25 protein-coding genes are annotated in these 25,955 nt (G+C 63.7%); 4 read left to right on the top strand and 21 right to left on the bottom strand.

The genetic code is table 11. The features are described 5' to 3' along the window. Window positions 1-90 precede the first annotated feature (90 nt). The 4 genes from JHD73_RS08740 to JHD73_RS08725 are packed head-to-tail and all read right to left on the bottom strand — an operon-like array spanning window position 91 to window position 4,832. The gene (locus JHD73_RS08740) at window positions 91-1,179 is read right to left on the bottom strand and encodes a porin (RefSeq protein WP_199029819.1); all 1,089 of its coding nucleotides are present in this window, start codon (window positions 1,177-1,179) and stop codon (window positions 91-93) included. A 44-nt stretch (window positions 1,180-1,223) separates the two neighbouring features. Then, on the bottom strand, window positions 1,224-1,940 hold the full coding sequence (locus tag JHD73_RS08735; RefSeq protein ID WP_199029818.1) for a TSUP family transporter: 717 nt from the start codon (window positions 1,938-1,940) through the stop codon (window positions 1,224-1,226). Window positions 1,941-1,970: 30 nt separating this feature from the next. Then, window positions 1,971-3,428 (bottom strand): amidohydrolase family protein, encoded by a 1,458-nt coding sequence (locus JHD73_RS08730; protein WP_199029816.1) that lies wholly within the window; start codon window positions 3,426-3,428, stop codon window positions 1,971-1,973. 33 nt (window positions 3,429-3,461) lie between these two features. After that, window positions 3,462-4,832: a uracil-xanthine permease family protein gene (locus JHD73_RS08725; protein WP_199029814.1), complete on the bottom strand. Its 1,371-nt coding sequence runs from the start codon at window positions 4,830-4,832 to the stop codon at window positions 3,462-3,464. 243 nt (window positions 4,833-5,075) lie between these two features. Between JHD73_RS08725 and JHD73_RS08720 the strand changes: the two genes are divergently transcribed. Continuing rightward, window positions 5,076-6,146: a LacI family DNA-binding transcriptional regulator gene (locus tag JHD73_RS08720; RefSeq protein ID WP_233176852.1), complete on the top strand. Its 1,071-nt coding sequence runs from the start codon at window positions 5,076-5,078 to the stop codon at window positions 6,144-6,146. 41 nt (window positions 6,147-6,187) lie between these two features. On the opposite strand, the gene fdhD is transcribed toward JHD73_RS08720, so the two are convergent. The 4 genes from fdhD to JHD73_RS08700 are packed head-to-tail and all read right to left on the bottom strand — an operon-like array spanning window position 6,188 to window position 11,267. Further along, window positions 6,188-7,003, bottom strand: coding sequence for a formate dehydrogenase accessory sulfurtransferase FdhD (gene fdhD, locus JHD73_RS08715; RefSeq protein ID WP_199029812.1), 816 nt, complete (start codon window positions 7,001-7,003; stop codon window positions 6,188-6,190). Continuing rightward, entirely contained in the window at window positions 7,000-7,245 is a 246-nt protein-coding gene (locus tag JHD73_RS08710; RefSeq protein ID WP_199029810.1) for a MarR family transcriptional regulator, read from the bottom strand. The genes fdhD and JHD73_RS08710 overlap by 4 nt, the downstream gene beginning before the upstream one ends. After that, complete coding sequence (locus JHD73_RS08705) at window positions 7,245-9,584, bottom strand: FdhF/YdeP family oxidoreductase (protein ID WP_199029808.1); 2,340 nt, start codon at window positions 9,582-9,584, stop codon at window positions 7,245-7,247. The genes JHD73_RS08710 and JHD73_RS08705 overlap by 1 nt, the downstream gene beginning before the upstream one ends. Before the next feature lie 27 nt (window positions 9,585-9,611). Continuing rightward, a complete protein-coding gene (locus tag JHD73_RS08700; protein ID WP_199029806.1) occupies window positions 9,612-11,267 on the bottom strand; it encodes an OFA family MFS transporter in 1,656 nt (551 codons plus the stop codon). 352 nt (window positions 11,268-11,619) lie between these two features. Here JHD73_RS08700 and JHD73_RS08695 point away from each other — a divergent pair, with 352 nt between their 5' ends. Beyond that, the gene (locus JHD73_RS08695) at window positions 11,620-13,032 is read left to right on the top strand and encodes an APC family permease (RefSeq protein ID WP_199029804.1); all 1,413 of its coding nucleotides are present in this window, start codon (window positions 11,620-11,622) and stop codon (window positions 13,030-13,032) included. On the opposite strand, the gene JHD73_RS08690 is transcribed toward JHD73_RS08695, so the two are convergent. The 5 genes from JHD73_RS08690 to JHD73_RS08670 form a co-directional block, all read right to left on the bottom strand. Beyond that, window positions 13,029-13,472, bottom strand: a complete 444-nt coding sequence (locus JHD73_RS08690; protein WP_199029802.1) for an Hpt domain-containing protein — start codon at window positions 13,470-13,472, stop codon at window positions 13,029-13,031. The genes JHD73_RS08695 and JHD73_RS08690 overlap by 4 nt on opposite strands. 173 nt (window positions 13,473-13,645) lie before the next feature. Further along, the gene (locus JHD73_RS08685; protein WP_199029800.1) at window positions 13,646-16,741 is read right to left on the bottom strand and encodes an efflux RND transporter permease subunit; all 3,096 of its coding nucleotides are present in this window, start codon (window positions 16,739-16,741) and stop codon (window positions 13,646-13,648) included. Between the two features lie 2 nt (window positions 16,742-16,743). Further along, on the bottom strand, window positions 16,744-17,904 hold the full coding sequence (locus JHD73_RS08680; RefSeq protein WP_199029796.1) for an efflux RND transporter periplasmic adaptor subunit: 1,161 nt from the start codon (window positions 17,902-17,904) through the stop codon (window positions 16,744-16,746). A 4-nt stretch (window positions 17,905-17,908) separates the two neighbouring features. Next, entirely contained in the window at window positions 17,909-19,303 is a 1,395-nt protein-coding gene (locus JHD73_RS08675; protein ID WP_199029793.1) for a TolC family protein, read from the bottom strand. A 165-nt stretch (window positions 19,304-19,468) separates the two neighbouring features. Beyond that, window positions 19,469-19,855 carry a MerR family transcriptional regulator gene (locus JHD73_RS08670; RefSeq protein WP_199029790.1) on the bottom strand — a complete coding sequence of 129 codons (387 nt, stop codon included), beginning with the start codon at window positions 19,853-19,855 and terminating at the stop codon, window positions 19,469-19,471. A gap of 84 nt (window positions 19,856-19,939) precedes the next feature. On the opposite strand from JHD73_RS08670, the gene JHD73_RS08665 reads away from it, so the two are divergent. Further along, complete coding sequence (locus JHD73_RS08665) at window positions 19,940-20,362, top strand: hypothetical protein (RefSeq protein ID WP_199029787.1); 423 nt, start codon at window positions 19,940-19,942, stop codon at window positions 20,360-20,362. Here JHD73_RS08665 and JHD73_RS08660 read toward each other — a convergent pair. From JHD73_RS08660 to JHD73_RS08630, 7 genes are all read right to left on the bottom strand, one after another. Next, window positions 20,359-20,796: a BON domain-containing protein gene (locus JHD73_RS08660; protein WP_199029783.1), complete on the bottom strand. Its 438-nt coding sequence runs from the start codon at window positions 20,794-20,796 to the stop codon at window positions 20,359-20,361. The genes JHD73_RS08665 and JHD73_RS08660 overlap by 4 nt on opposite strands. A gap of 84 nt (window positions 20,797-20,880) precedes the next feature. Then, a complete protein-coding gene (locus JHD73_RS08655; RefSeq protein WP_199029780.1) occupies window positions 20,881-21,366 on the bottom strand; it encodes a DoxX family protein in 486 nt (161 codons plus the stop codon). Beyond that, window positions 21,363-22,139 (bottom strand): DNA-binding domain-containing protein, encoded by a 777-nt coding sequence (locus JHD73_RS08650; RefSeq protein ID WP_199029777.1) that lies wholly within the window; start codon window positions 22,137-22,139, stop codon window positions 21,363-21,365. Before JHD73_RS08650 ends, JHD73_RS08655 begins: the two co-directional genes overlap by 4 nt. Beyond that, entirely contained in the window at window positions 22,126-22,995 is an 870-nt protein-coding gene (locus tag JHD73_RS08645; RefSeq protein ID WP_199029774.1) for a DUF692 domain-containing protein, read from the bottom strand. The genes JHD73_RS08650 and JHD73_RS08645 overlap by 14 nt, the downstream gene beginning before the upstream one ends. Window positions 22,996-23,023: 28 nt before the next feature. Continuing rightward, window positions 23,024-23,290: a DUF2282 domain-containing protein gene (locus tag JHD73_RS08640; RefSeq protein WP_199029771.1), complete on the bottom strand. Its 267-nt coding sequence runs from the start codon at window positions 23,288-23,290 to the stop codon at window positions 23,024-23,026. A 305-nt stretch (window positions 23,291-23,595) separates the two neighbouring features. Then, window positions 23,596-23,847: an H-NS family nucleoid-associated regulatory protein gene (locus JHD73_RS08635; RefSeq protein WP_199029768.1), complete on the bottom strand. Its 252-nt coding sequence runs from the start codon at window positions 23,845-23,847 to the stop codon at window positions 23,596-23,598. Window positions 23,848-23,993: 146 nt separating this feature from the next. Then, window positions 23,994-24,896: a DMT family transporter gene (locus JHD73_RS08630; protein ID WP_199029766.1), complete on the bottom strand. Its 903-nt coding sequence runs from the start codon at window positions 24,894-24,896 to the stop codon at window positions 23,994-23,996. 133 nt (window positions 24,897-25,029) lie between these two features. On the opposite strand from JHD73_RS08630, the gene JHD73_RS08625 reads away from it, so the two are divergent. Next, a complete protein-coding gene (locus tag JHD73_RS08625) occupies window positions 25,030-25,482 on the top strand; it encodes an Lrp/AsnC family transcriptional regulator (RefSeq protein ID WP_048936044.1) in 453 nt (150 codons plus the stop codon). 11 nt (window positions 25,483-25,493) lie between these two features. Here the strand turns inward: JHD73_RS08625 and JHD73_RS08620 are convergent. Beyond that, a partial coding sequence (locus JHD73_RS08620) for a PLP-dependent transferase (RefSeq protein ID WP_199029764.1) occupies window positions 25,494-25,955 on the bottom strand: 462 nt, incomplete at its 5' end.

The raw sequence follows: 25,955 nt of genomic DNA, 5'->3' as shown, positions 1-25,955 counted from the left end.
TAAAAAACAGCCCTCGCGCAGGAGGGCTCAACAGTGCGCTGCCAGGAGGGAGGCCGCACTGGAATACGCTTGCATGCCTTGCGGGCAATCTCAGAACAGGTGATGAATGCCGGTCAGCACGACGGTCTGCCGATTTGAGGACGACGCGCCGATGCCCAACGTCGTCGCTACGGCGCCCCGGGACGCCTGCCCAACCATCAGGTCCGCATACAGCTGCGTGGTCTTCGATAGCTCGTAGACGTTGGCCAGCGTCAGTTGCGTCCACCGTTGTCCTGCGAGCGTTGTGGTCCATGCGCCCGCATCGATCTGGTATGCCGGCGTCAGTTGGAAATTGACGCCGCCGTCGACGCTTCGGTAATTGTCTGTTTGGCCATTGCGCTCGATACGCACCTGGGTGACGAGCCCATGCAGCTTGAAGGCGCCCAGTTGGTAGCTGCCCCCAATGCCGGCGTTCTTGACGTGGCCTGCCACGAACGGCGCACCACCTGCCAGGTTGACGCCCTGAAAGCTGGTCAGGCCAAGGCCACTCGCGAGGTTCAGTGTGCGGTCGTGGTATTCCGAGTAAGCCGCGGCAAGATTGAGCGGGCCATTCGCATAGGTGGCACCCAAACTGATACTGTGCCCTGCGGTGCTGCTGGCCGTGTTGGTGAAGCCATACATGGCACCCAGGGTGATGCCAGCGAACGTCTGGCTGCGGAACTTGACCGTATTCGAGAGTTGCACTGGCAGGGTGTTGCCCAGGCCGTCGATGTTGCCGGGGTGGAACGCGGAAAAATCGCCCAGCGCCTGGGCGGTGGAGAGGGGCCCGAGCATCTCGAAGTGGAAATCAGTCTGGCGGCCGAGTGTGATGGTGCCGACGCGGTTGTCAGACAGCCCGACATAGGCTTGGCGGTTGAACAGTGTTCCTGCGCTGGACATCGCGCCCGTGATGGTTGAGAACCCAGACTCGAGCTTGAACACGGATTTCAGCCCGCTACCCAGATCTTCGACGCCCATCAGGCCCCAGCGGTCTGCCTGATACGTGCCTTGCTGGGCAAAGAAGGATGAACTGCCATGCAGGTTGCTGACATAGCCGATACCGGCATCCAGGCTGCCGTAGAGCGTCACGCTGCTCTGCGCATGTGCGCTGCCGGCAGCCGCCAATAGTGGGAAGGCGATATAAGCCAGGCCCTTTTTCATATGGTCTCCTCCGTTCTATTTGGTATGTGCGGCTGAGCCGTAGCTCACGCCAATGTCTGATACAGGATGGCGGCGCCCGACACGATGGCGAACCCCATCACGCTGATGCGCAGAACCTTGCCGTTGAAGTGGTGGTGGATGTGCTGGCTGATGAACGCCCCTACGATGACCGCCGGGACGAGCTGCAGCGCCGAGACAAACTTGTCGGGCGTGATCTGCCCCGTGACGCTGAGCATCCCGAGTGACACTGCCTCACCGATGGCGAAGCAGAGGGCGATGGTCGACCGCAGTGCCGGCGCCTGGTAGTGCTGGAAGACCATGGCCAGTGCTGGGCCACCGATGCCGGTTGCTGTCTCGGTAATGCCAGTCACAGCGCCGGCGGCCATGAACGCGTTGCGGCCCGGCGCAAACGCCGGTGCGCACAGGGTGGCGGCCGCGGCAGCAACGGTCGATGCGCCAATGAACAGATTGAGATCGTGTGTCGAGATGCGCGACAGGATCCACACGCCGCCCACTGCGCCGGCAATGCGCCCAGCCGTGATCCAGATGGCACCGTTTGAATCCAGCGCGGGTCGCTCACGCCACGCCAGATAGGCATTCAACGGCAGCATCAGGATCAGCAGCGACACCGGCAGCAGACCGGGCTCTACGAGCCCGATGACCGGAGCGGCAATGAGTGCGAACCCCACACCGACTGCACCCTGAACAAAGGCACCGATGGCGACCGTAGCGGCCAGGAGGATAAAGATGGTCAAACTCACAAGATGTCTCGCTTCTGGATTGAGTGGCCCTCACCGGTCGGTGGTGGCATTGGTGGGTTGCGTGGTTTGCCGCACGCGAGCGTTGGACCACGAGGGGGCGTGAACCCGCTGGATCGGAGCGCGCGCCACCACCTCGGCGGCGGCTTTGTCCACCTCCTTCAGGAAGGCCCGGGCATCCCAGTCCAATGGCCAGCCCTGCCAAAGGCGTAGCTTCCCGGCGACGAAGACGGCATCGATCTGGCTGCGATTGGCGAGTCGGACGAGTTCCCAGTTGAGATTCCACGACGGCCGCATTTCTGGCACGTCGATGTCGACCAGTAGAAAGTCCGCAGCTTTGCCCAGCGCAATCTCGCCGGCGAGGGCACCCAGGCGCAGCACGTTGGCGCCACCGCGCAGGGCAAGGTTCAGCCACAGGTCGCCGTCACCGCAGGCCGAATCGCCGGTGCTGAGGCCGAAGGCAAAGCGCTGGGCAGATTCCGCCGCGTCGAGCAGCCGGAAGGCGTCGCCGCGCGTGCCGTCGGTGCCCAGCCCAACCCGAATGCCAAGCGCCGCCATCTGCATGGCAGGCGCCACGGCATTGCCCTTCCATGAGCTGGCGATGGGGTTGTAGCTGACCGCAGCACCGGTATCGCGCAGCAGGTTCAGCTCGGTGGGGGTGACGAGCGTTGCATGGGCGATCAGCGTCTGGGGGCCGAGCGCGCCAGCGTAGTGAAGATGCTCGATCGGGCGCATCTTGCGTTGGACGATTGACCGCTCGACCGATGCGAGGTGCTCGTTCGCATGGGTCTGGAAGATCGTGCCGGCGTCGGCGCATAGTGCCGCGGCGGCCTGAAGCATTCCGTCGGAGCCCGCTTCCGGCACCGAAATGGCCAGGGATGGATGCACGAGCGGGTGGTTCTCCCAGCGCGCCAGGTGCTGCTGTGCGCGCACAAGGATAGCGGCCCGTTCGCGTGCATCAACGTCGTCGGCCATATCGTTGCAGATCAACCCGAGCACACAGCGGATACCGACTTCCTGCGTTGCCGCTGCAATGGTCGTGGCATCGCCATCGGCACGCGTGCCCGCATCGCAGACCGTGGTGAAGCCACCGCGCAGCGACTCCAATGCGGCAAGCTTTGCCGACATGTACAACAGGTTCTCATCAAGGCAGTTTTCCAGCGGTACCCAGATCCGACGGAAGATCTCCGATGGCTCTCCAAACGCAAGTGCCTTGCCGAATGACTGTGTGAGGTGATGGTGGGTGTCGATGAAGCCCGGCATGATCAGCTTGCCCGGCAGGCGGATCGGCGCGAGGTGCGGGTAGCGCGCGATCAGGGCGTCGGCACGGTCGATGTCGAGAAACTTTCCACCCGCAACGACTGCGCCGTGGCCTGTTACTGGCGCCTTGTCCAGCAACAGGTACTCGGGCAACAGCAGCAGTTCATCGGCGCGCAGATCGGTGTGCGACGGGCTGGCAGGTGTGGAGAGAGGCGTGGCGAGAGAGGCCATGGGTTGTTCCTGGTCAAGGGGCGGTTGTCAGTGTTAGTGGCAGGGGCGCTTGTCGTTCACTGCTGTTTCAAGATGCATGGCTGGGTTCGCGGTATCCCGTGGGCGCCAGTGCAGGTGCTCGAAGACGATGTTGACGATCACCGCCGTCAACGCGCCCATGGCGAGCCCGTTGTTGAGCACGATCTGCAGCGTTGCGGGAAACCGGCTGTAGATGCCGGGCACGACGATCGGGAGCAGCCCCATCGTCAGCGCGGCGGCGAGGGTGTACATGCTGGAGCGGGCGCGCAGATCGACCTGGCGCAGCAGGTTGATGCCCATCACCCCGATGATCGAGAACACGACCAGCGCTGTCCCGCCCACGACGGCGGCGGGAATCGCATTGGCCAGTCGGCCCAGCGGCGCCAGCAGCGCGATGACGATCAGGATGACGCCTGCGGTTGCCGTCACGAAACGGGACCGCACGCCGGTCGCCTGGACGATGCCGATGTTCTCGCTGCTGGTGATGATCATCGACGTGCCGAACAGTCCGCCCAGTGCGGACATCAGCGCGTCTGCACGGATGGTCATCGGCACCGTCACGCGTGGGTCGATTTCCTTGCCCACGACCTCGGCAATGGCGACGGTCTGCCCGGTCGCTTCCGCCATCGAGATCACGCTGAAGATCAGCAGCGGCAGTGCGGCAAGCACGTCGAAATGCGGCATGCCGAACGGCAGCGGCGTGGGCAGCGTGATCAGGGGGCCGGACAAGACACCGGTGAAGTTCATCAGCCCGAGCAGGGCCGACAGGGCGGCGCCGGCCAGCATGCCTAGCAGAACCGCCAACTGTCCGAACATGCCTTTGAACAGCCGGGCGAAAAGGATCGTGAAGGCGACTGTGGCAAGTGCCAGACCAATCCAGAGCGGGTTGGCAAACTCAGGTGTGCCCGGACGGCCGACGATGACGCCGCCGTAGATGTTGACCAGGTTGATCGCCACCAGAATCAGCATCGCACCAATGACAATGCGCGGAAAGAACTTCAGGCAGCGTGCGAAGACCGGGAGCAGCAGAAAGTAGAACAGCCCTGCCAGGATGACCGCGCCGGTGGCGGTCTGCAGGTCGGTCTGCTGGGCGATGAGCACGAACAACACGAGAGGTGCCCCGCCGGGCACCATGATGAATGGCAGGCGCGCCCCGAACCCGAGCGGGCCGAACGACTGCAGCAGGCTGCCCAACCCGCAGGCGAAGAAGGTGGCACTGATGAGGTCCACCGTCAGCCCTGACGGAAGCCCGAGCGCCTTGGCGACCAGAAACACGGCAGTGATTGGCGATGCCGCCACCACCATCACGTGCTGTAGTCCAAACAGAATCAGTTTGCGCAGTGGCAACCGCTCGTCAACGGGGTCGGCCGGCTGGGTGTTCGTCATGGTGGTTTGTCTCCGATTTCCCGGCTGGGGCGGGTTGCCCTGGCGTCGGGATGCTCCGGTATCCGGATGCGATGGTTTTGTTTCCCAAATCGATTTGGGGTTGGGGCGAAAAAAATGGGCAAGGACCCAAATCGATTTGTTAACGTAGAATGCTGCGCTAGAATCGGGTTGTCAAGTCCGAAAATCTATCGATTTTTCATCTCGATAGATGTGCTCGGCGTACGTTATTCAAACGAGAAAGGCATGGGGACATCCACCGAAGGCAGCATGCAGACTCCAGCGTCGCCAAAGCGACGGCCAACGATTGCCGATGTCGCCCGCGCGGCAGGGGTGTCGCCCACGACGGTGTCACACGCGCTGAATGACAAAGGCTATGTCGACGTGCACACGCGCGAGCGTGTCAAAGAGACTGCACGCGCCTTGGGTTACCGCCCAAGCATCCGGGCGCAACGTCTGCGCACGGGGGAGGCCCGCTCGATCGCATTGATCTCTTCGATGCCGTACGAGGTTGCGGGCGGTGCGTCGCGCCTTGGGTTTCTGATGGAAGTGGCTGCGGTTGCTGCAGCCAGCGCACTGACGCGCGGCCTCGCACTTGTCCTGGTGCCGCCCGTGATGGGCAGCCGATTGCCGCTTGAGCAGCTCGACATCGACGGCGCAATCGTGCTTGAGCCCACGGCAGACGATGCGAACGTCGCGCATCTGCTGGAGCGCGGCCTGCCGGTCGTGTGTCTGGGGCGGCAACCCGGCAATGATGCGGTGCCTTACGTGGACATTCATTCCTCAGCAACAACCGAGATGTTGCTGCAGCACTTGAAGGACGAAGGCAGCCAGCGCATCGCACTCCTGATCGGCGCGCAGGAGCGCAATTCGTACATCGAATCCCGGGCGAGCTACCAGAAGTTCTGTGCGGAGCACGGCATGGAGCCGGTCATTGCTGTTGCGGATGAGTCGGGCGGGGAGGCGGCGGGGCGGGATGCCTGTGCCGCGCTGCTGCGCGAGCACCCCGACATCGATGGGTTATGCGCACTGGTCGATGCCTTTGCGGTGGGGGCGGTGCAGGCCATCAACGACTACGGGCTCCGTGTGCCAGACAACGTCAGGGTGGTGACGCGCTATGACGGGATTCGGGCGAGAAGTTGCCGCCCGCCGTTGACGGCAGTGGATCTGCATCTGGATGACATGGCCTCGCAGGCCGTTGGTCTGTTGTTTGATCACCTTGGCGGGAACGCAGACGCCCGCCGCTCCATCGCGCCGCCCCTGCCGAATCTGGTCGTGCGTGAGTCTTCGGCTGGCGTTGAGCCCCAGATGATCTAGGTCTGAGGCAGGCTGGGCCGTGTTGTAGACGCGTGCGCTGCTCAGGCAAACCGCGTTGCGCTGTCGCCCCGGCAGAACGCCAGTAGCATCAGGTTGCCCGCCTTGGCGTGTCGGATCGCGAGTGACGACGGTGCGGAGATCGTCGCCAGCAGCGGCACCTTCATCTGCACGCATTTGCGTGCCAACTCGAAGCTCGCGCGACTCGTCATGACGATAAAACCGTCTGCCGGGTGGATGCCGAGCCGGGCCAGCCGACCGATCAGCTTGTCCAGCGCGTTGTGGCGGCCAACGTCTTCCAGCACATGCAGCGGTGCATCGCTATCCGCAGGCACCCAGCCGGCTGCATGCAGACCGCCAGTGAGCGCGTTGGCGGGTTGATGTGCAGTCATTGCCTGCATGGCGTCCAGCACCTGTGCATCAGCAAGTGATGCCATCCACGTCGGCTGTACGAGAGGTGTCGGCGCAGCTTCAAAGGTCTGCAGGCTCTCGATGCCGCACAGTCCGCAGCCAGTTGGGCCAGCCAGTGCGCGGCGTCGCGCCTTCAAGCGGACGAAGCAGTGCGTGGCGATTTCGGTGTGGATCTCGATGCCGTGCGCGTGCGTTTCGACATCGGCACCACGCCAGTCGGCACGGCTGTCGATGATGCCCTCGGACAGTGCAAAGCCGAGCGCAAAGTCTTCCAGATCGGAGGGCGAGGCCATCATCACGGCGTGCGTGATGCCGTTGAAGACGAGCGCCACCGGTGTCTCATCGGCGACGGCGGTGGTGGCGTCTTCGTGCGCGCCAGCACGTGTGCGGCGCGTTGCTGGAGTTGAGACGACGGGCAGGCCTGCAGGGTGACGGGTGAGGGCGGTCATGCGGTGGTACTCGTTACAGCGCGGCCGGCATCGAGCAATACGACCAGCCAGCGTGTGTCATCCATGGTGACACGCAACAGGCCTGCATCGGCCAGCGGATGCAACGCGCGCAGCACGGTACTGGCGCGTTCCCCCACGCGTTTGGTCAGCCAGGGCAACGACACAGGTTTGCCGGGTTCGGTCTCGTGCAGAGCCGCCAGCAGTGCAAGCTGCAGCGCGGACCACGCCGGTTCGTGCGTCATCAGGCTTCGGTTGGAGCCGCAGCCTGCGCGTCGGCGGTGTGTTCCACTTGGCTCGGCACCAGCATCACCGGAATCGACTTGGAGGTCGGCGTACGTGCCTGATCGGCCACGGCAGAGAGCGGCACCAGTGGGTTGGTCTCCGGGTAGTACGCCGCAAGGCACCCGCGCGGGATGTCATACGCCACCAGGCGGAAGCCATCGGCGCGGCGCGTGGTGCCGTCTTCGGACAGCGTGATCATGTCGACCCACTCACCATCCTTCATGCGGATGGCACGCAGGTCTTCGGCGTTGATGAAGACCACGCGGCGCTGCCCGAACACGCCGCGGTAGCGGTCGTCCATGCCGTAAATGGTCGTGTTGTACTGGTCGTGGGAGCGCACCGTGGCCAGCGTGAAGACGGTGGCATCGGTATGGCGCTCGCGGGCCCGGTGGACGGGCGTGTCGGTCGGAATGCCGTGCGTGTGGAATTCCGCCTTGCCCGACGGTGTATTCCAGACACGCTCCGATGCGGTGTTACGCAGACGGAAGCCACCCGGCACGCGGATCTTCTCGTTAAAACCAGCAAAGTCGTCGAACACGGCTTCAATGCGTTCGCGGATGCGGTCGTAGTCTTCCACCAGCCAGCGCCAGGGGATGGTGCTCTCGGGCAACGTCGCTTCGGCCAGCCGTGCCACGATGGCGGGCTCCGACAACAGATGCGGTGATGCCGGCGGATTGATGCCCGCCGACATGTGCACCATGCTCATCGAATCTTCCACCGTCACGCCTTGCGTGCCGCCTGCCTGCTGGTCGACTTCAGTCCGGCCCAGGCAGGGCAGGATCAGCGCGGCCTTGCCATGCACGATGTGGCTGCGGTTGAGCTTGGTGGTCACGTGCACGGTCAGGTCGCATTGGCGCAGGCCGGCCCACGTAGCGGCGGTGTCCGGCGTGGCGGCCGCAAAATTACCGCCCATGGCGAAGAACACGCGCCCCGCGCCGTTGCGCATCGCTTCGATGGCCCCAACAGTGTCGTAGCCGTGCTCACGCGGCACCCGGATGCCAAAGACTTGCTCGAGCCGATCCAGGAACGCGGGGGCGGGCTTCTCATAAATGCCCATCGTCCGGTCGCCCTGCACGTTGCTGTGGCCGCGCACTGGGCAAGGGCCGGCGCCCGGGCGGCCGATGTTGCCGCGCAGGAGCAGCAGGTTGACGATCATCTGGATCGTCGCCACGGAATGCTTGTGCTGCGTGATCCCCATGCCCCAGCAGGCGATGACGCTACCGGCCTTGATGTACGTATCGCCAGCCTGGCGGATCTCGGCTTCGGGCAGGCCGGATTCGGCCTCGATGGTCGCCCACGACTCGGCACGGACATCGGCGGCAAAGGCGTCGAAGCCACCGGTGTGCTGGGCGATGAACGCGTGGTCGATGATGGCAGGCTCGCTGCGGCTGCGGGCCACGTCGTCGCGCTCGATCACATGTTTGATGATGCCCTTGACCGTTGCCAGGTCGCCGCCGATGCGGACCTGGTGGTACTCGGTGCTGATGCGCGTGGAGCCCAGTGTCAGCATCTCGATCTTGCTTTGAGGATCGGCAAAGCGCTCCAGCCCGCGCTCGCGCAGCGGGTTGAATGACACGATCTTCGCGCCGCGCTTCGATGTCTCACGCAACTCACCCAGCATGCGCGGGTGGTTCGTCCCCGGGTTCTGGCCGAAGATGAAGATGGCGTCGGCTTTGGTGAAGTCGTCGAGCGTGACAGTGCCCTTGCCGACGCCGATGCTGCCCCGCATGCCCGTGCCGGAAGGCTCGTGGCACATGTTGGAACAGTCGGGGAAATTGTTCGTGCCGTATGCACGCACAAACAGCTGATAGAGGAAGGCCGCCTCATTGCTGGTGCGGCCAGAGGTGTAGAAGATCGCCTGGTTTGGATCGGGCAACGCACGCAGGTGCTGTGCGATCAACGCGAAGGCGGCATCCCATTCGATCGGGACGTATTTGTCGCTGGCGGCGTCATAAACCATCGGGTGCGTCAGGCGCCCCTGGTCTTCGAGGGCGTAGTCGGACCACCCGGCCAGTTCTTGCACGGTGTGCTGTGCGAAGAACTCGGGCGTGGTGCGGCGTGACGTGGCTTCGGCGGCCACGGCCTTTACGCCGTTCTCGCAAAACTCGAAGGTGGAGGCGTGGTCACGATCAGGCCATGCACAGCCGGGGCAGTCGAAGCCGTCGGGCTGGTTGGCCGACAGCATCGTCTTGGCACCCTTGGCCGCGATGCCCTGCGACAGCAGTTGATGCGCAACGCTCTTGAGCGCGCCCCAGCCACCGGCCGGATGACGGTAAAACTCGATCTTCTGATGCTTCATGACGGCGCGGTGGCTTGATTTCAGGCGTTAAGAGAACAGAACAGCAGCTTTTTGGAGTGTAATCCAAACCCCCCAGCCCAACGGCAGGCCGACGGCTGCCCAGGCCAGCACCACAGCCACGGCCGAACCCGGATGGGCCTTCCATTCCAGTGACGTTTCTGGCGCAACCACCGACGGCGTCAGGCTCTTGGCCGCAACTGCGTGACGTTGCGCGTCGAGCTGCGCGTCGGTCATGAAGTGCTTTGCGTTCACCGGGCGCACCAGCAGGTTGCAGATAAAGCCCAGCACCAGCAGGCCGGCCAAGATCATCATCGTGATGTCGTACACGGCAGCGCGTTCCACGCCGTGGGCGATCTGGTATTCACGCAGGTAGTTCACCAGCACCGGCCCCAGGATGCCGGCAGTCGACCACGCGGTCAGCAGCCGGCCGTGGATGGCCCCCACCATTTGCGTGCCGAACATGTCGGCCAGGTAGGCCGGCACGGTGGCAAAGCCGCCGCCGTACATCGACAGGATCACGCAGAAGGCCAGCGCGAACAGCGCGATGTTGCCGGTGTGCGAAGTCCATGGAATCGACGCGTACAGCACGAAGCCCAACACGAAGAAGATCGCGTAGGTCATCTTGCGGCCCAAGCGGTCCGAAAGCGACGCCCAGAAGAAACGGCCGCCGATGTTGAACAGGCTCAGCAGGCCCGTGAAGCCGGCAGCGATGGCGGCGATCTGGCCCTTCTGTGCTGCGGTCAGCTCAGTGAAGGCCGTGGTTACGCCCAGCAGCTTGCCGCCAAACACTTCCTGCAGCAGCGGCGAAGCCATGCCCAGTACGCCAATGCCGGCCGACACGTTCAGGCACAGCACGGCCCAGATCAGCCAGAACTGCGGCGTCTTCAGTGCCTCGTTCACGTGCACATGGCGTTGCGTGACCATGGTGTCCTTCGCCTTGGCGGGTGAGGGCGTCCAGCCGGCGGGCTTCCAGCCAGTGGGCGGCACGCGGTAGCCCAGTGCACCCGCCATCATGAATACGAAGTAGATGCCGGCCAGCACGATAAACGTTTGCGCGACGCCCACGGAATCCGGCGTGGCAAACAGCTTCATCAGGCGGTCAGCCAGCGGCGCACCGATCATCGCGCCGCCGCCAAAGCCCATGATGGCCATGCCGGTCGCCATGCCGCGCTTGTCCGGAAACCATTTGATCAGCGTTGATACGGGCGAGATGTAGCCCAGCCCCAGGCCAATGCCGCCGATCACACCGGAGCCGACCCACAGCAGCCAAAGCTGGTGCATCTGGATGCCGAGTGCAGAGATCAGCAGGCCGCCGCACCAGCACACCGCCGACACGACACCGGCCTTGCGGGGGCCGACGCGTTCCAGCCAGCCGCCCCACAGCGCAGCAGACAGACCGAGGAAGACGAAGAACAGCGTGAACATCCAACCCAGGCTGGAGATGCGCCAGTCACAGGTGGTGGTGAACAGTTCAGTGATTAGCGAGACATCGGCGCCGCAGGTTTGCGGCTTGGCATTGCCCAGCGCGCGCCCGAGCGGCAGCCAGAAAACGGAGAAACCATACGCCATGCCGATGCACAGATGGATGGCCAAGGCGGCAGGCGGAACCAGCCAGCGGTTGAACCCCACTGCGGCGATGGTCCGCTCGCGTGAAAAAAACGGATGCAGTACTGCTTCGGACATCGAAATCCCCCCGGATGCGTTGATGTGCCTGGTTGCTACGGTATGAAGTGAGTTGGCCGCACCAGTCATGGCTGGTAGGTGCCCGCCAGCCGCAGAGGGACTGCGCCGACGTTGCCCGCGAAGATAGTGATGAGCCTTGGTCTAGATCAATAGTTGTAGAAATCCGTTGTATTGCGGATTACGCAACACGCAGCCTATCTAATTTATTTATGTGAGTAGAAACATAAATAAACCGTGCGTATCAGCATTGCTGCCGGTGGCTTGCGCACGACATCAAAGCGGTTGGTGTTGTGGCTGCCAGCGCCAATACTGAAGACGGGTGGTCTCAAAGCGCTCGACAACGGAGGTGGGGATGACGACGCATACGCCGGATGCGCATGCACAGCACGGACAGGCGCGACTCGATGCCCATGCCTTGGGCGTTGGCGAATCCGTTGTCATGGGGGTAGCGGGCACCGCGCCCGCTTTCAGCATTGCCGCCACGACAGCCACGCTGATTGCCGCGGTCGGTGCGCTCACGCCAGCGAGCCTGCTGTACTGCGGGCTGATCATGTTTGGTGTGACCTTTGCCTACCTGCACCTGAATCGCATCAACCCGCACGCGGGCGCGGCATATGCCTGGGTGGGCGCCATCTTCAACCGCACGCTGGGCTTCTTTGCCGGCTGGGCGCTGCTGGTGGCCTCTGGCGTATTCATGGTGTCGGGCACGATCCCGGCGGCAACCGCCACGCTCACCCTGGTAGCACCGTCGTTGGCCAACCAGCCCGCTGTGGTAGCGCTGGTGGCCGCCGCGTGGTTGCTGGTGGTAAGCGCCGTCATCATCAAGGGCATCAAGCTGACGAGCTATTCTCAGGTCGCCATGACGGTGGTGGAAACCGCCATCCTGATTGCGCTGATTGCACTGGCGGTGTCGAAGTTCGGTGCGCACCCGGCGCATGCGCTGTCGTGGGCTTGGCTGTCACCCGGCGCATTCACGCCGCAGCTCTTCGCCACCGGGGCGCTCACGGCGTTGTTCTTCTTCTGGGGCTGGGACGTGACCGTCAATCTGACGGAAGAAACACGCGACGCCAATCACGCACCGGGCCGCGGCGCGCTTTGGGCCATGGTGATCGTGCTGGCGCTGTTCATGGGTTTTGCCGCCGTGATCCTGCTTGTACTGAGCGATGCGGAAATCGAGCAATCCAGCACCAACGTTATCTTTGCCGTGGCCGAGAAGCTGTTGCCGCGCCCGTGGAGCTACGTGGCCGTGGTGGCTGTCATGCTCAGCACGATCGGCACGCTGGAGACCTCCATCCTGCAGTTCACGCGCACGCTCTACGCCAAGGGGCGCGACGGCATGCTGCACGCGCGTTATGCGAGGCTGCACAAGACGTGGCACACGCCGTGGTTGGCGACCGCCGTCATCGCGACGATTGGGTTGGTGCTGCTGTTTGGCGCGTCGTTCTTCCCGAGCATCAACGCGATCATCAAGGACTCGGTCAATGCCATCGGCTTTCAGGTGGCGTTCTACTACGGGCTGGCCGGTTTTGCCTGTGCGTGGCACTACCGGCGCGATGCATTGCGCTCGCTGTTCGATGCGGTGTTTCTGGTGCTGTGGCCGCTGGGCAGTGCGCTGTTCTTGTGGTTCATTGCGGCCTACAGCGTGCCGACGTTCGATCTGCCGACCAACCTGATCGGCTTGGGCGGCATTGCGATCGGTACTGTTCCGCTGTTGCTCAACCGGAGGCTGGCCGAGCGCAATGGCCGCCTGGCTGGCAACCCTTAGCCGCCAATTGCCGAGTCCGGCCAGGCGCAGCGGCTGATCTGCTGGCGGAATTCATCCGCCAGCGCGTGCAGGTGCGTGAAGTTCAACCGCATCTCCGCTGCACGCTCGTGATAAGGCCCCACGCTTTGCGCTACGCGCTCAATGGCACGCGCGGCATCGCCGATGGCCAGATGCCCCAGCATGCGGGACGAGCCCACGATGCGATGCGAGGCTTCGATGATCTGCGCATCCACGCCGTCTCGCAGGGCCTGGTCGAGGCTGGCGAGGTCCTGCTCGATCGTCTCGGTAAACAGGTCGACGATAAAGCGCCACTGTTGCAGGTCGAGCCCGAACAGCTCGGTCAGCGTGCGGATGACTTGCAGGGGCAACTGGCCAGCAACGATGGCGTGACTGGCCTCGTCGGAGGCAGGGGTTGCGGGCGTGTCGCGGAGGGGCTGCATGGTGTGGCGCGTGATTTTGGACTCGAGCCACACTTTGCGTGCCGGGCCTGCTTGCAGCAATGAGATTCGTCCGATTTGAGTGTGGCCAGGTACGAGCTTGCAGACCCCCAAAAACAAATCGGGCGTACCGCTTGTGAGGCGATACGCCCAACCGGGCTGTGAGCGCTTGGGGCTCAGGGCAGCATGGCGGCAGTCGGCGTGACGTCTGGTTCGCGCGGGGGCGTGCGGCGATTGCGGTGCGCCCACGTGAACACCACCGGCAGCACCAGCAGCGTGAGGATCGTGGTCGTCACCATGCCGCCGACGATCACCAGTGCCAGCGGGCGTTGCGCCTCGGAACCGATGCTGTGCGATAGCGCTGCCGGCAGCAGGCCCAGGCCTGCCAGCATGGCCGTCATGATGACTGGGCGCAGGCGCAGCGCGGCACCCTCCACCGTCGCTTCATGCAGGTTCTCGGAGTGCGCCAGGCGGTTGACGTACGAGATCAGAATCACCCCGTCCTGGATGGCAATACCGAACAGCGACAGGAAGCCGATACCCGCCGAGATCGACAGTGTCTCGTTGGCGATATGCAGCGCCAGCAACCCGCCGATGGCCGCAAACGGTACGTTGAGCACCACCATCAGCGCGTCCTTGAAGTTGCCGAACGTGCTGTAGAGCAGCAGGAAGATCACCAGGATCGTCAGCGGCACGATCACCATCAGCTTGCCCTGGGCGACCTTCATCTCGTTGAACTGGCCGTCCCACTTGACGGTGTAGCCCTCGGGCAGCTTGACGCTGTCACCCACCATGCGCTGCGCTTCATCCACGGCACTGCCGAGGTCGCGCCCGCGCACGCCAAACTTGATGGCGATGTAGCGCTTGCCTTCTTCGCGGTAGATGAAGAACGGGCCGTCGGTCATCTGCACCTTGGCGATCATCGATAGCGGGATATGCTGGCCGTCAGGCGTGTCGATCAGCAGCTCGCGAATGGCGTCGTACGAGGCACGCGACTGCTGGTTCAGGCGCACTGCCAGCCCGAACGATTTTTCGCCTTCCAGAATCTGCGTGACTGGTGCGCCGCCAATGGCGTATTGCACCAGGTTCTGCACGTCGCTCACGTTGATGTTGAAGCGTGCGGCGGCCTGGCGGTCAATGGTGACGTTCAGCGTCGGCTGGCCCAACTCACGGAAGATGCCCACGTCCACCAGACCCTGCACCTTTTTGAGCTGTGCCTGAATTTCGGTGGCCTTGGCCTCGAGCATGTCGAGGTCGTTACCGAACAGCTTGACCGAGTTCTCGCCCTTCACGCCCGAGAGCGCCTCATCCACGTTGTCCTGGATGTACTGCGAGAAGTTGTATTCGATGCCCGGAATCTTCTCCAGATGCTTGGCCAGGCGCTCGACCAGATGGGCCTTGGTTACGCCTGGGCCCCACTTGTCGGGCGACGAGAAGTACAGGCCGTATTCCTGGTTGAACACGCCGGTGGAGTCGGTGCCGTCGTCCGGCCGACCGATCTGTACCGAAACCTTCTGGATTTCCGGCTGTTTGGCAAAGTACGTGCGCAGGTCGTTGGCCACGGAGGCGGAATAGTCCAGATCCACCGTGTTCGGCAGCGTGATGCGCAGCCACAGGTTGTTCTCTTCCAGCGTCGGCAGGAACTCCGTACCCAGGAAGCTGGCGCTGTACAGCGTCAGGCCCAGCGCGGCCAGAGCGGCAGCAAACACCGTCTTGGGGCGCGCAATGAGGCGGCGCAGCAGTGGCTTGTACCAGCGCAGGATCGCGCCCACAAAGGCTGGCGAATGCGGATGCAGCGACTTGCCGAACACGAACGACGTGGTGGCCGGCACGAAGGTCAGGCTCAGTACGATCGAGGCCATGAGCGCAAAGCCCATCGTGAACGCCATCGGCTTGAAGATGATGCCTTCCACACCGCCAATGAAGAACAGCGGCGAGTACGCCACGATGATGATGCCCGTGGAGAAGATCATCGCGCGCTGCACTTCACTGGTGGCCTTGACGATGGCGTCTTCCAGCTTTTCGGCGCCTTCTTCCAGGTGACGCATGATGTTTTCCATCACGATCACCGCCGCATCCACAATCACACCAAAGTCGATCGCGCCCAGCGAGATCAGATTGGCCGGCACATGGAAGTGCTCCATGCTGATGAACGACACGCACAGCGCCAGCGGAATCACCGCCGCCACCACAGCGGCCGCGCGCAGGTTGCCCAGGAAGACGAACAGCACTGCCAACACCAGCGAGATGCCCACCACCAGCGTGTGTTCCACCGTGCCCATGGTGATGTCGAGCAGCACCTGGCGGTCGTAGAACGGCTTGATCTGGATGTCCTTCGGTAGGATGCCGTTGTTCAGCTCGGCAACCTTGTCGCGCACCTTGGCCAGTACCTCGGTGGCATTGGCGTCGCGCTTGAGCAGCACGATGCCTTCCACCACGTCGGGCTGGTCGTTGTACTGCACCATGCCCAAGCGCTGCACGTTGCCGACTTCCACTTCGGCAATGTCGCGCACGTGCACCGGCACGCCGTTGTTGGCGGCCACCACCACGTTGCGGATGTCTTCCACCGTCTGCAGCAGACCCACGCCGCGCACCACGAACTGCTGCTCGCCGTCACGCAGCAGGTTGCCGCCAGTGTTGTTGTTGGCGTTGCCGATGGCCGTGATGAGCTGCGTCAGCGTGATGCCGTACGACTGCAGCTTCGCCGGCGACGGCACGATGTGGTACTCCTTCACCTTGCCGCCGAAGGAGCTCACGTCAGCCACGCCCTGAACGTGCTTGAGCTCCTTGGTGATGTCGTAGTCCTGGTAGCTCTTGAGCGTGGTGAGATCCACGCCGTCGCCCACCAGGCGGAAGCGCATGATTTCACCGGTCGCATCGGAGTCCGGGCTCAGGGCGGGTTGGATTCCGGTGGGCAGATTGGCCTGCGCCAGGTACTGCGAGAAGTTTTGCCGCGCCTTGAAGCTGTCGGTGCCTTCCTTGAACTTGAGCGTTACCACCGACAGCCCGAACAGCGACACCGAACGGAACGACTGCACGTCCGGCACGCCGGCCAGCGCGTTCTCGATGGGGATGGTGATCTGCTGCTCGACCTCGGTCGTGCTGCGCCCCGGCCACTGCGTAATGGCCTGCACGGACAGCGGCGCCACGCCCGGATACGCCTGCAGCGGAAGTTCCCTGAATGACAGGACGCCCGCCACCAGCAGCGCAATCGCCAGGAAGACGATCAGCAGCCGTCGCTTGAGAATGCCCGCGATCGGGTTGAAGCCCATGCCTACGCTCCCGCCTTCACGATCATTTCATTGAGCAGGGCGGCACCGCGCACCACCACTTGCGATGAGGCATCCAGGCCGGATGTGACCGCAAAGCTGCCATCGGTGCCCGTGTCCTTGCCTTGTACCTGCACGCGCTTGAAGTGCGTTGCATCGCTTTGCACGATCACGTAGTAGCTGCCGCGCTCCTTGACCAGCGCGGATTTCGGCACCACCGACGCCGGGCCGCTGCCAATCTGGATGCGCGCGGTCGAATACATCTCGGGGCGCAGCAGGCCATCGGGGTTGGGCACGTCGCAGCGCACCGTCAGCGTATGCGTGGCCGGGTCGATATTCGGGGCAATGAAGCTCACGCGGCCAGTGAAATCACGATCCGGATACGCGGCCGTGTGCAGCGTGATGGGCTGGCCGATGTGCACGCTGGCAATGTCGTTCTCATACACATTGCCGGTGAACCACAGCAGGCGCGTATCGACAATGCTCATGAACGAGTCGCCCACATTCAGGAAGGCGCCCGGGTCCATGTTGCGTTTGACGATGGTGCCCGAGAGCGGCGCACGCAGCGTCAGGTGCTCGGCAGGCGTGCCGCGCTTGGCGATCTGCGCAACCTCATCGTTGCTCACGCCAAGCACATGCAGGCGGCCGGCGGCGGACTGCACGGTGGCTTCTGCGTCTTCCTGCAAGTCCTTCATGTTGGAACCCTTGAGCTGGCGCGCGGTATTCAGCGCCAGCAGGTATTCCTTCTGCGCGGAGATGAAATCCGGTGCGTACAGCTCTGCAATCGGCTGGCCCTCGCGCACCAATGCGCCTTCGAACGCCAGGATGCGGTCCAGCCGGCCAGCCACGCGGGCAGAGGCCAGCTTGGTGCGCTCGGCGTTGTAAGCCAGCTTGCCCGGGGAGGACAGCTCCACCGGCACAGTGAGCTGGCTGACGTGCGCGACCTGCACCTGCTGCGGGTCGAAGCCGCCGGCCGGGATCTCCACAGAATCCGGTTTTGGACGCGCTGCGGTGGCGGCGGGTGCTGACGCAGCGTTGCTTGCAGGCTTGGCAGCTTCGGCGGCGTTGGGCGACGGGGCAGCGGGCCATTTGCGTCCGACCACCACGCCAACAGCAACAGCGGCAGCCAGGGCAATCACGGCAACGATAGGAGAGAACTTCTTCATGGTCTTATTGAGCTTGAACCGGCGAACGGCCGGTGGCCGCGAGCAATGCGTGATAAGCCTGCAGGGCCGTGGCCTGCGCCTGGGCGACCGCCAGTTCGGCGTTTTTGAGTGCGCCCTGCGCGGTCAGCAGGTCATTGAAATCGGCGTTGTTGCTGGCGTAATTGGTCATCGTCACGCGATAGGCCGCCAGCGCCTGCGGCAGTTGCCGCTGCTTGTTGAAGTCGAGCTGCGCGAGCGTCTGGCGCAGCGTGTTGTAAGAGGTATCGACGGCCAGCAGCGTTTGCTGACGCACGGACACGTCATTGGCCTCGGTGGCGATCTGGCTTTCCACCGCCTGGTTCACGCCGTACTTCTCCTTGGTGAAAAACCAGAACGGAATGATCAGGTCCAGCTCGATCTGATAGCTGTTCGGGCGCACGCCGTACGGCGGGTTGTCCGTCGTGACCGTGGCAATGACCTGGAAGTCGGGCAGGTACGCCTTGCGCGCCAGCGTCACGCTCTTGCGTGCGGCGTCGATCAGCTCGGCGGATGCCTTGATCGACGGGTGCTCGCGCAGCGCCTGGTTTTCCAGCTCGGGCAGCGGCTCGTCGGGCAGGCGCACGGATTCATCGTCGGTGCGCAGTTCCAGCGGGAAGGTCGGGTCCTTGCCGATGAGGGTGTTGAGCGTCTGCAGCGTGCTGTCGTACTGGCGCTGCGCGGCAAACAGGTCGTTCTGCGCGCTGCTCTGCATGACCTGCGCGTTGAGGAAGTCGGCATACGCCGCCGCGTTGTTGGCGTAGCGCACGCGCGTGATCTGCTTGACCTGCTCCAGGCGCGTGATGGTCAGCTTCTGCACGTCGATCTGCTTCTGCAGCGAGATCGCCTGGTAGTACGTAGTCGAAAGCTGTGCGTAGAGCTGCAGGTACAGCGCGTCGGACTGCGCGTTGAGCGACTCGGCCTGGCGGTCCGCAATCTCGGCGGCCAGTGCTTTCTTGCCCGGAAACGGAATCTGCTGCGTCAGGTTGTACTGGCTGCCGCCCGCACGGTTGACGGCCAGCGGGAACCCCTTGGGGATGCTGTTCCAGATGTAGCCGATCTGCGGGTTGTTGGGCGCAGCCAGTTGCGGCGGCACCGCCTTGGCCGAGAGGTAGACGTGGCGGGCCTGCATGAGTTGTGGGTTGTTGCTCTTCAACTCTTGAAGCAGCTCAACCAGGTTGAAGCCCGGCCCGGTCACGCCTGCCACCGATGGCTTGACCGGCGGCATGGTGGCGACGGGCATGCTGGCGGCAGCCGGCATCGTCGGCATCGGTACCGGTGTGGCCGGCTTTGACGAGCCTGCCCAGGCCGCTGTCAGCGGCAGGCTGGTTGCCACGCACAGCGCGGCCCAGGCACGTGGATGGAATGCACCCCAATGTTTCACTGCAGAGACTCCCCTTGAGACGGGAGCGTTTTTACCGACGCGATCTTTCAAGCGCCTTTCACGACTCAGCAAGCCGTCAGGAGGTGGGAAAACGCAAAAAAGCCGCAGCAAATCGCTCCAAGGCGGCAGTCTGCGTCAGTTATATGACAAGACATGTTGACCTTCTCAGGTCGTTGCAAGTGGGCACGGCAGGCCCACCCGAGTGGCCACGGCGTCGCGCATGGCCTGTAGGCTGGCGATGCGGGCGTCGATGCTGATCAGCTTCTCGCGCAGCAAGGCGGTGACTGCGGCATCCGTGTCGGGCTGCTGCCACACCTGGGTCATGCCCTCGCCAATTTCGGCCAGCGTGAAGCCGAGCTGCTGTGCCGTGCGCACGTAGCGCACCAGTTCAACGGTTTCGGGCGGATAGGCGCGGTAGCCGTTGCTGCGTCGGCGGGCGCGGATCAGGCCGCGTGTCTCATAGAAGCGCAGGCCATCGCGGGAGACGCCGGTGGCAGCGGCCAGATCACCGATGGAGAGGTCATCGATATGGGCGGGGAGGGTGGCGGGCATGGGGTCTCGCAACAGAAACGGGCTTGACCTTGGAGCGTACACCAGGCTTTACGGTGATGCTTCTTTCACTTCTGGAGTCTTGCCGTGGTTTCCGAATCGACTTTTATGCGCGTCGTGCGCGCCAGCGCCTGGTACGACTTGATCGTGAGCGCTCCGTTTGCAACGCCCTGGACGTTCGCCTGGCTGCATCAGGCGTTGAGCGCGGTGGCTCAGGCGCTGGGCATCGGCGGGTTGCCAGCGTTTGAGCCTGCGCATTTGCTGATGGCCAATCTGATGGGATCGGTGGTGTGCGTGTGGTCTGTATTGCGGATTCGGCAGGCGAGCGTGACGCTGGGCCGCTACGATGCCGTCGCACGTTGGCTCTTTTCAGCCTGGCAGGTGTTTGCGCTGATATCAGGGGCTACGCTGCTGGTGGTGCCGTTCCTGATCGTGGAGGTGGGTTTTGGGCTGTTGCAGATGATGCCGGTGGGGCGCGTGCCCGCCCGGGCGGACACGCAACACGCTTAGCGTGCAGCCGGAGCGCTGGCCGGCACTGCGGGCGGCAGACCGGCCGGGATCAGTGGGCCGCCGCCGAGCACTTGGCTGCGGGAGAGTATCCGCAATTGATTGTCGAGCTTGGCGGGGTCAACGAAGCGTTTGACGTCTTCACCTGCGCGGCGCGCCATTTCGGCGGAATCGACCCAGCCGGTCAGGGTGACCTTGCCCTCTGGCGTGGTGTGGATGCGGATCTGACGGGTATTCAGGGCGGTGTCCTGATCGAGTGCGGCCTTCACCTGATACGACAATAAGGAGTCGTCGGTCATGCGGGCGCCGGTGTTGTTGGGGCCATCACCCCAGGCGCAAGCTGCCAGCGCCGAGGCGGCGCAGATTGCTGCCAGCACACCCATCTGCCGGCGTGCCACGCCAGACCGGACCACCAGGGACAACAAGGGGAAGCGCATCGATGCTCCTGAAAAAAATGGCGACAGGCCCACATGATAAGCCTGCCGCCCTGCACCGGAACTGCGCGTCTTGCAGTCTGCTGGTCAATAAGCGTGCCCTGGCGCGGTGTTCTGCTTGCGCTGCCACAAGGTCTGCAATGCCAGCCAGCCTGGCCCGACCGTCGCCACGATCGCGATCAGCACACCCCACACGAAGTGGAACTCGACGGCCGACGCGGACAGGCTTGCCCAATACGACAGTGCCGCGACAACGTTGACGAAGAACAGCCCCGCAGCCGCCAGCCGCGGCACGATGCCGATCAGCATCAGTGTTGGGAGGACCACTTCACCGAAGGTGCCCAGCGCTGCGGCCAGCATGGGCGGCAGCAACGGTACCTTGTATTCCTCGGTAAAGAGCAGCACGGTGGTGTCCCAGTCGTGCAGTTTGGTCAGGCCTGAACGGAAGAACACGTAGAAGAGGTAAGCCCGCGCGATCAGCAGGATGAACGAACACAACCCGCTCTGTGGGCCGGCAAAGCGATCGAATGCGGCGCGGATGCGCGTGAGCGGGGCAAGTGGGGTGGTGTTCATGGGGTGTCTCCAATAGGCAGGCGGGGGGATGCAGGTTGCGCGGACAGTGCGAGTATCCCTGCGCGGTAGAGGCCAGCCAGGCAGGCGGTGAGGTCGAAATCTGCCTGGGCGGTCAGTGTTTGTGTGAGGGCCGCCTCTAGTGACGGCGTTGCATCGCAGGCAGCGAGAAATGCTGCGGTGCTCGGATCAAGGTCGAGCACGACGACGCGGTGGTCTTGCACGGTGACGACCGCCGCTTCACGCGTGCCGAGGTCAATACTGCTCAACGCGATGGCCGCGTCGGGCTGATGCGCCCGCCAGATGGACACAACCGGCCACGGCGATGTCACGTACCAAGCCCCATCGACGAGACCGGCACGGAGGGTGTCCGCCGGCTGCGCGAGCAGCGTGCCGAGCGCAGCGGCGTCCAGCACCTGAGCGTGCGCATCGGGTGCGTAGTGCGCCCAGTGCACATGCCATTCCAATCGCGCCACGTCAGCCAGATACGGCACGCTGCCGGCCAGCGGTGATTGCGCAATCACCTCGGGCAAGGCATCTCCGTACCGATGCAGGTTGGCCGAGGTCGATCCTTGCACTGCCAGCGTGTCGCGCACGATGGCATCGAAGCAGTCATCGCCAACGAGTGCACGGCAGACCGGATAGGCACCCGCCAGCGTGTTGCGCAGGATGGCCAGGCGCGCGTTGCGATAGATGGCTACGCCGTGCGAGTCGTCACCGCCCGTTGGCGTTGTGAGCGTGCCGATGAGGTGGGCTTCCCAGTCAGGCAGGCGCATGATCGCTCTCCGTGACTGTGGAACTTGCATGCCGGTCGAGGACGACCTGGGCACGTTCGGCCTCCTGCAGCAGCACCTGCACGGGCGGGATGTCGGCATCCCACTCGATAAGCGTCGGACGAGCCCCATGGGCGGCGATCCAGGCTTCGTAGATCGCCCAGACTGGCGCGTGTACCGGCGCGCTGTGCGTGTCGATCAGCATGCCGTCTTCCACGCTGAAGCCAGCCAGGTGAATTTCGCCCACCAGGGTCGGGTCGATGTCGGCGAGCACAGATTCCACCGTCACGCCATGGTTGACGCTGTTGACGTAGAGGTTGTTCAGGTCCAGCAGGATGCCGCAGCCGGTGCGGCGCGCGAGTGCGGTGAGAAAGGCGCCTTCGGAGACGGCCTCATCGGCATCGACCAGCGCGCGGCAGTCTATATAGGCAGCGATGTTCTCGATCAGCAGCGGCCGCTTGAGGATGTCCTGCGCGCGCATGACATTGGCGCACACGAGGTCGAGCGACTCGCGGGAATAGGGCAGGGGCAGCAGGTCGTTGACGACCTGGGCACCACTGCGGTTGAAGCACAGGTGCTCGGAAATGGCGGCGGGCGCAACAGCTTCGGCCAACGTGGCAATGGCACGCACGTGGTCGGTGTCCAGCCCATCGGCGTTGCCGAGCCCCATGCCCACGCCGTGCAGGCTTACGGGCTGGTGGGCCCGTGCAGCCAACAGCGCGGCGCGGGCGGGGCCGCCATACAGGTAGTTCTCGCTGTGCACTTCCACCCAGGGGAAGCGGGCCTCCCCGTGCAGCAGGGCGGGAAAGTGCGGGGCGCGCAGGCCTGCGCCGGCGCACGTGGGCAGAGTGGTCTGCATGGCGGTTACCCGGGTCGTCGGCTGATGCTTACTTGGACATCGGCTGCATCGTGCCGCCCATCTGCGCGCAGGTACCGGCCGGCACGTACTTCCACGACATCGGGTCCTTGTCGATCTTCGATTGGCCGGCGCAGGCGTGGGCGCTGCCCGGGCTGGCGCAATCGTTCTGGCCGGCCTTGGCCACGCCGTAACACTTTTCCTTGCCAGCGGCGTCTGCCGCTTGCACCGGAGTCGACAGGGCGCCCAGTGCGAGCAGGCTACCCAGGGCGGCGGCGATGATGGCTTGTTGTTTCATTTGCGTTCTCCTTGATTAAGCAGGTGTCTTTGACGGGGACAGGGCGTGATTGCCCTGTCTTTACCGTACGGCGCGCCGCGGCAATGCGCAAACGCGTTCCGTGCAACTTGGTCGCCGCACTGACAGATTCCTGATACGGAAAACGAAATTTTTTTTTGGCGGGCGAAAAACCGCATTGCCCAAGAAAAAAGGCGGCCCGAAATGGGTCGCCTTCGTGCAGAACAGGGGGGAGGACGTCAATCAATTGCGCGCGACGCATTTTCAATGCGCCGCCAGCGACTACCCCAGATGGGGCACAGCTTTTTTCAGCTCACACGGAAATGCTCGATGCTCTGCCCAGCGTTGACAGCGCGCTGCAGCCAGTCGGGCATGTCGCCTGCGCCGTCCCAATGCTGACCGTCGGCACTCATATAGATAGGGCCGACGGGCGGGGGGGGTAAATCGAAGCAGCCCCGTGCCTGCAGGTCTTCGACCGACAGCTCATAGGTTTGCATTTGTTCCCGGATCCAGGCGATCGCGGCTTCGCGGCCCGGCTGCGGCGGGTTGCCATCCTTCATCTTGTGCGTATGTTTTGGAGTTTTGTGTCCGTCCGGCGTCAAGAGAGAGAGACGGACGCTGGGCGCGCCCGAGGCCGGCGGAAAACGCACAAGAATAACAGCAGTTGGGCGGCGGATTCGTGTTGTGGGGGCTTAAGCGTATTGCATTATTTGACAGCGGCCGAATCTGCCCCCGGCCGCAGCCACCGGTATGGCGACCAACCCAGGTTCATGCCCGCCGCCGCCAGCAGGATCGCCCCTGCCCCCAGAAACTGCGCAAATTGCAGCCGGTGCCCGAAGGCAATAATGTCAACGACAATCGCAACGATTGGGTAGATGAACGAGAGCGACCCCGTCAGGTGCGTCGGCAACCGTTGAATGGCGCCATACAGCAGGATGTACATCAGCCCGGTATGCACTACACCCACCGTCACCAGCAACACCCACGTATGGGCATCGGCCGGCGGGTGTGACAGGTTGGCCAGTGGCGCCAGCATCAGCACGCCCACACACACCTGGACGAGCGCAATCAGGTGCGGTGGCGTACCGGCCAGCTTCTTGGTGATGATGGCTGCCACCGCATAGGCAAAGGCCGCACCCAGCGCCAACGCGATGCCCATCAGATAGTCTGTGCCGCTAGCCGCCGCCGGCCCCACCTGCACGATCAACACGACCCCGACAAAGGCGATGGCCAGCCAGGTCAGCTTGGCCGACGTTAGCCGCTCTGAAAGGAATAGGGCGCCCAGCCCTACCAGCATGAACGGCTGCGTGTTGTAGACCGCCGTGGCAATTGAGATGGACGCCCGCGGATACGCAGCAAACAACAGCAGCCAGTTGATGACGATGGCCACCCCGCCCAGCGCCGCAATGCCGGTGCGCTTCCAGGTGATGGCGCCGCGCAGCAGTCCCAGCCCTGCGCATACCGCCAGCAGCGTGAGCGCGCCGAACACGCAGCGCCAGAACACCACGTCCATCACTGGTTGGCCGGAGCGGACCACGAACCAGCCGATCGTCCCGGAAATCGTCATGGCGGTGGTCATCTCGACCGTGCCGCGAGTTTTCTCGTTCATGCGTACACCCTGTGCGTTGGATGCGAGAAGGATCGCACGCGCATTGCCAGACTTCCATTGCTTTTCTGAGGCAAAATCGGGGTTCTTGCTAATGAAATAAGGCCAAAGACAGCAATGGCCGTTAGGAGGTGCAATGAGTACGATTGATGAGCTGGATCAGCGGATTCTGGATGTCCTGCTGACCGATTCCCGCATCTCGCTCAAGCAACTGGCCGAGCAGGTGGGGCTGTCGTCCCCCAGTGTGTCGGAGCGTTTGCGCCGGCTGGAGGAGCGCGGCGTGATCCGCCATTACACGGTCGACATTGACCCGAAAGCGCTGGGCTACACGCTGCAGGCCATCGTGCGGGTGCGGCCCATGCCCGGCAAGCTGCATATCGTGCAGAAGCTGATCGAAGAGATTCCGCAGATTGGCGAATGCGACAAGGTCACGGGCGAGGATTGCTTTATCGCCCGGCTGTACGTGCGCTCGATCGACCAGCTCGACCACATCCTCGATCGTGTGGCCGACCATGCCGAGACCAACACTGCCATCGTCAAGGCTCAGCCGGTGCGGCGGCGGGCGCCGCCGTTTGTGTCGGCCGACTGACGTATTGGGCACTATGCAGTGACGGCCAGCTGGGTGGTGAACGCATGCGCCATGGCTTGCCGCAGATCGGCAATCAGGTCTTCCGGTGCCTCCAGTCCGACATTGAGCCGCACCAGGCGGCCGCGATATTGGCGGTTCGGACGTACCAGATCGGGGTACGGCATCACCAGGCTGCTTGTGCCGCCCCAGCTCATGCCAATCCGGAATACACGTAGCGCATCAATAAACACGTTGACCTGTGCGGCTGACACGCTTTCCTGAAACACCACCGAGAACACGCTTGTCGCGCCGGTAAAGTCGCGCCTCCAGAATTCGTGACCAGGGCAGGACGGCAGCGCCGGATGCAGCACGGTGGCGATGCTGTCCTGCAGATGCAGCCAGCGCGCCACCGCAAGCGTGGAGGCTTGTAGGCGCTCCAGCCGTAGCCCCAGGGTTTGCAGGCCACGCAGCGCCAGGCTGCAGTCATCGGGCGA

The organism is Ralstonia sp. ASV6 (assembly GCF_016429285.1).
GTDB classification, from domain to species: Bacteria; Pseudomonadota; Gammaproteobacteria; order Burkholderiales; family Burkholderiaceae; genus Ralstonia; species Ralstonia flaminis.
This window is presented reverse-complemented; position numbering and strand designations above follow the sequence as displayed.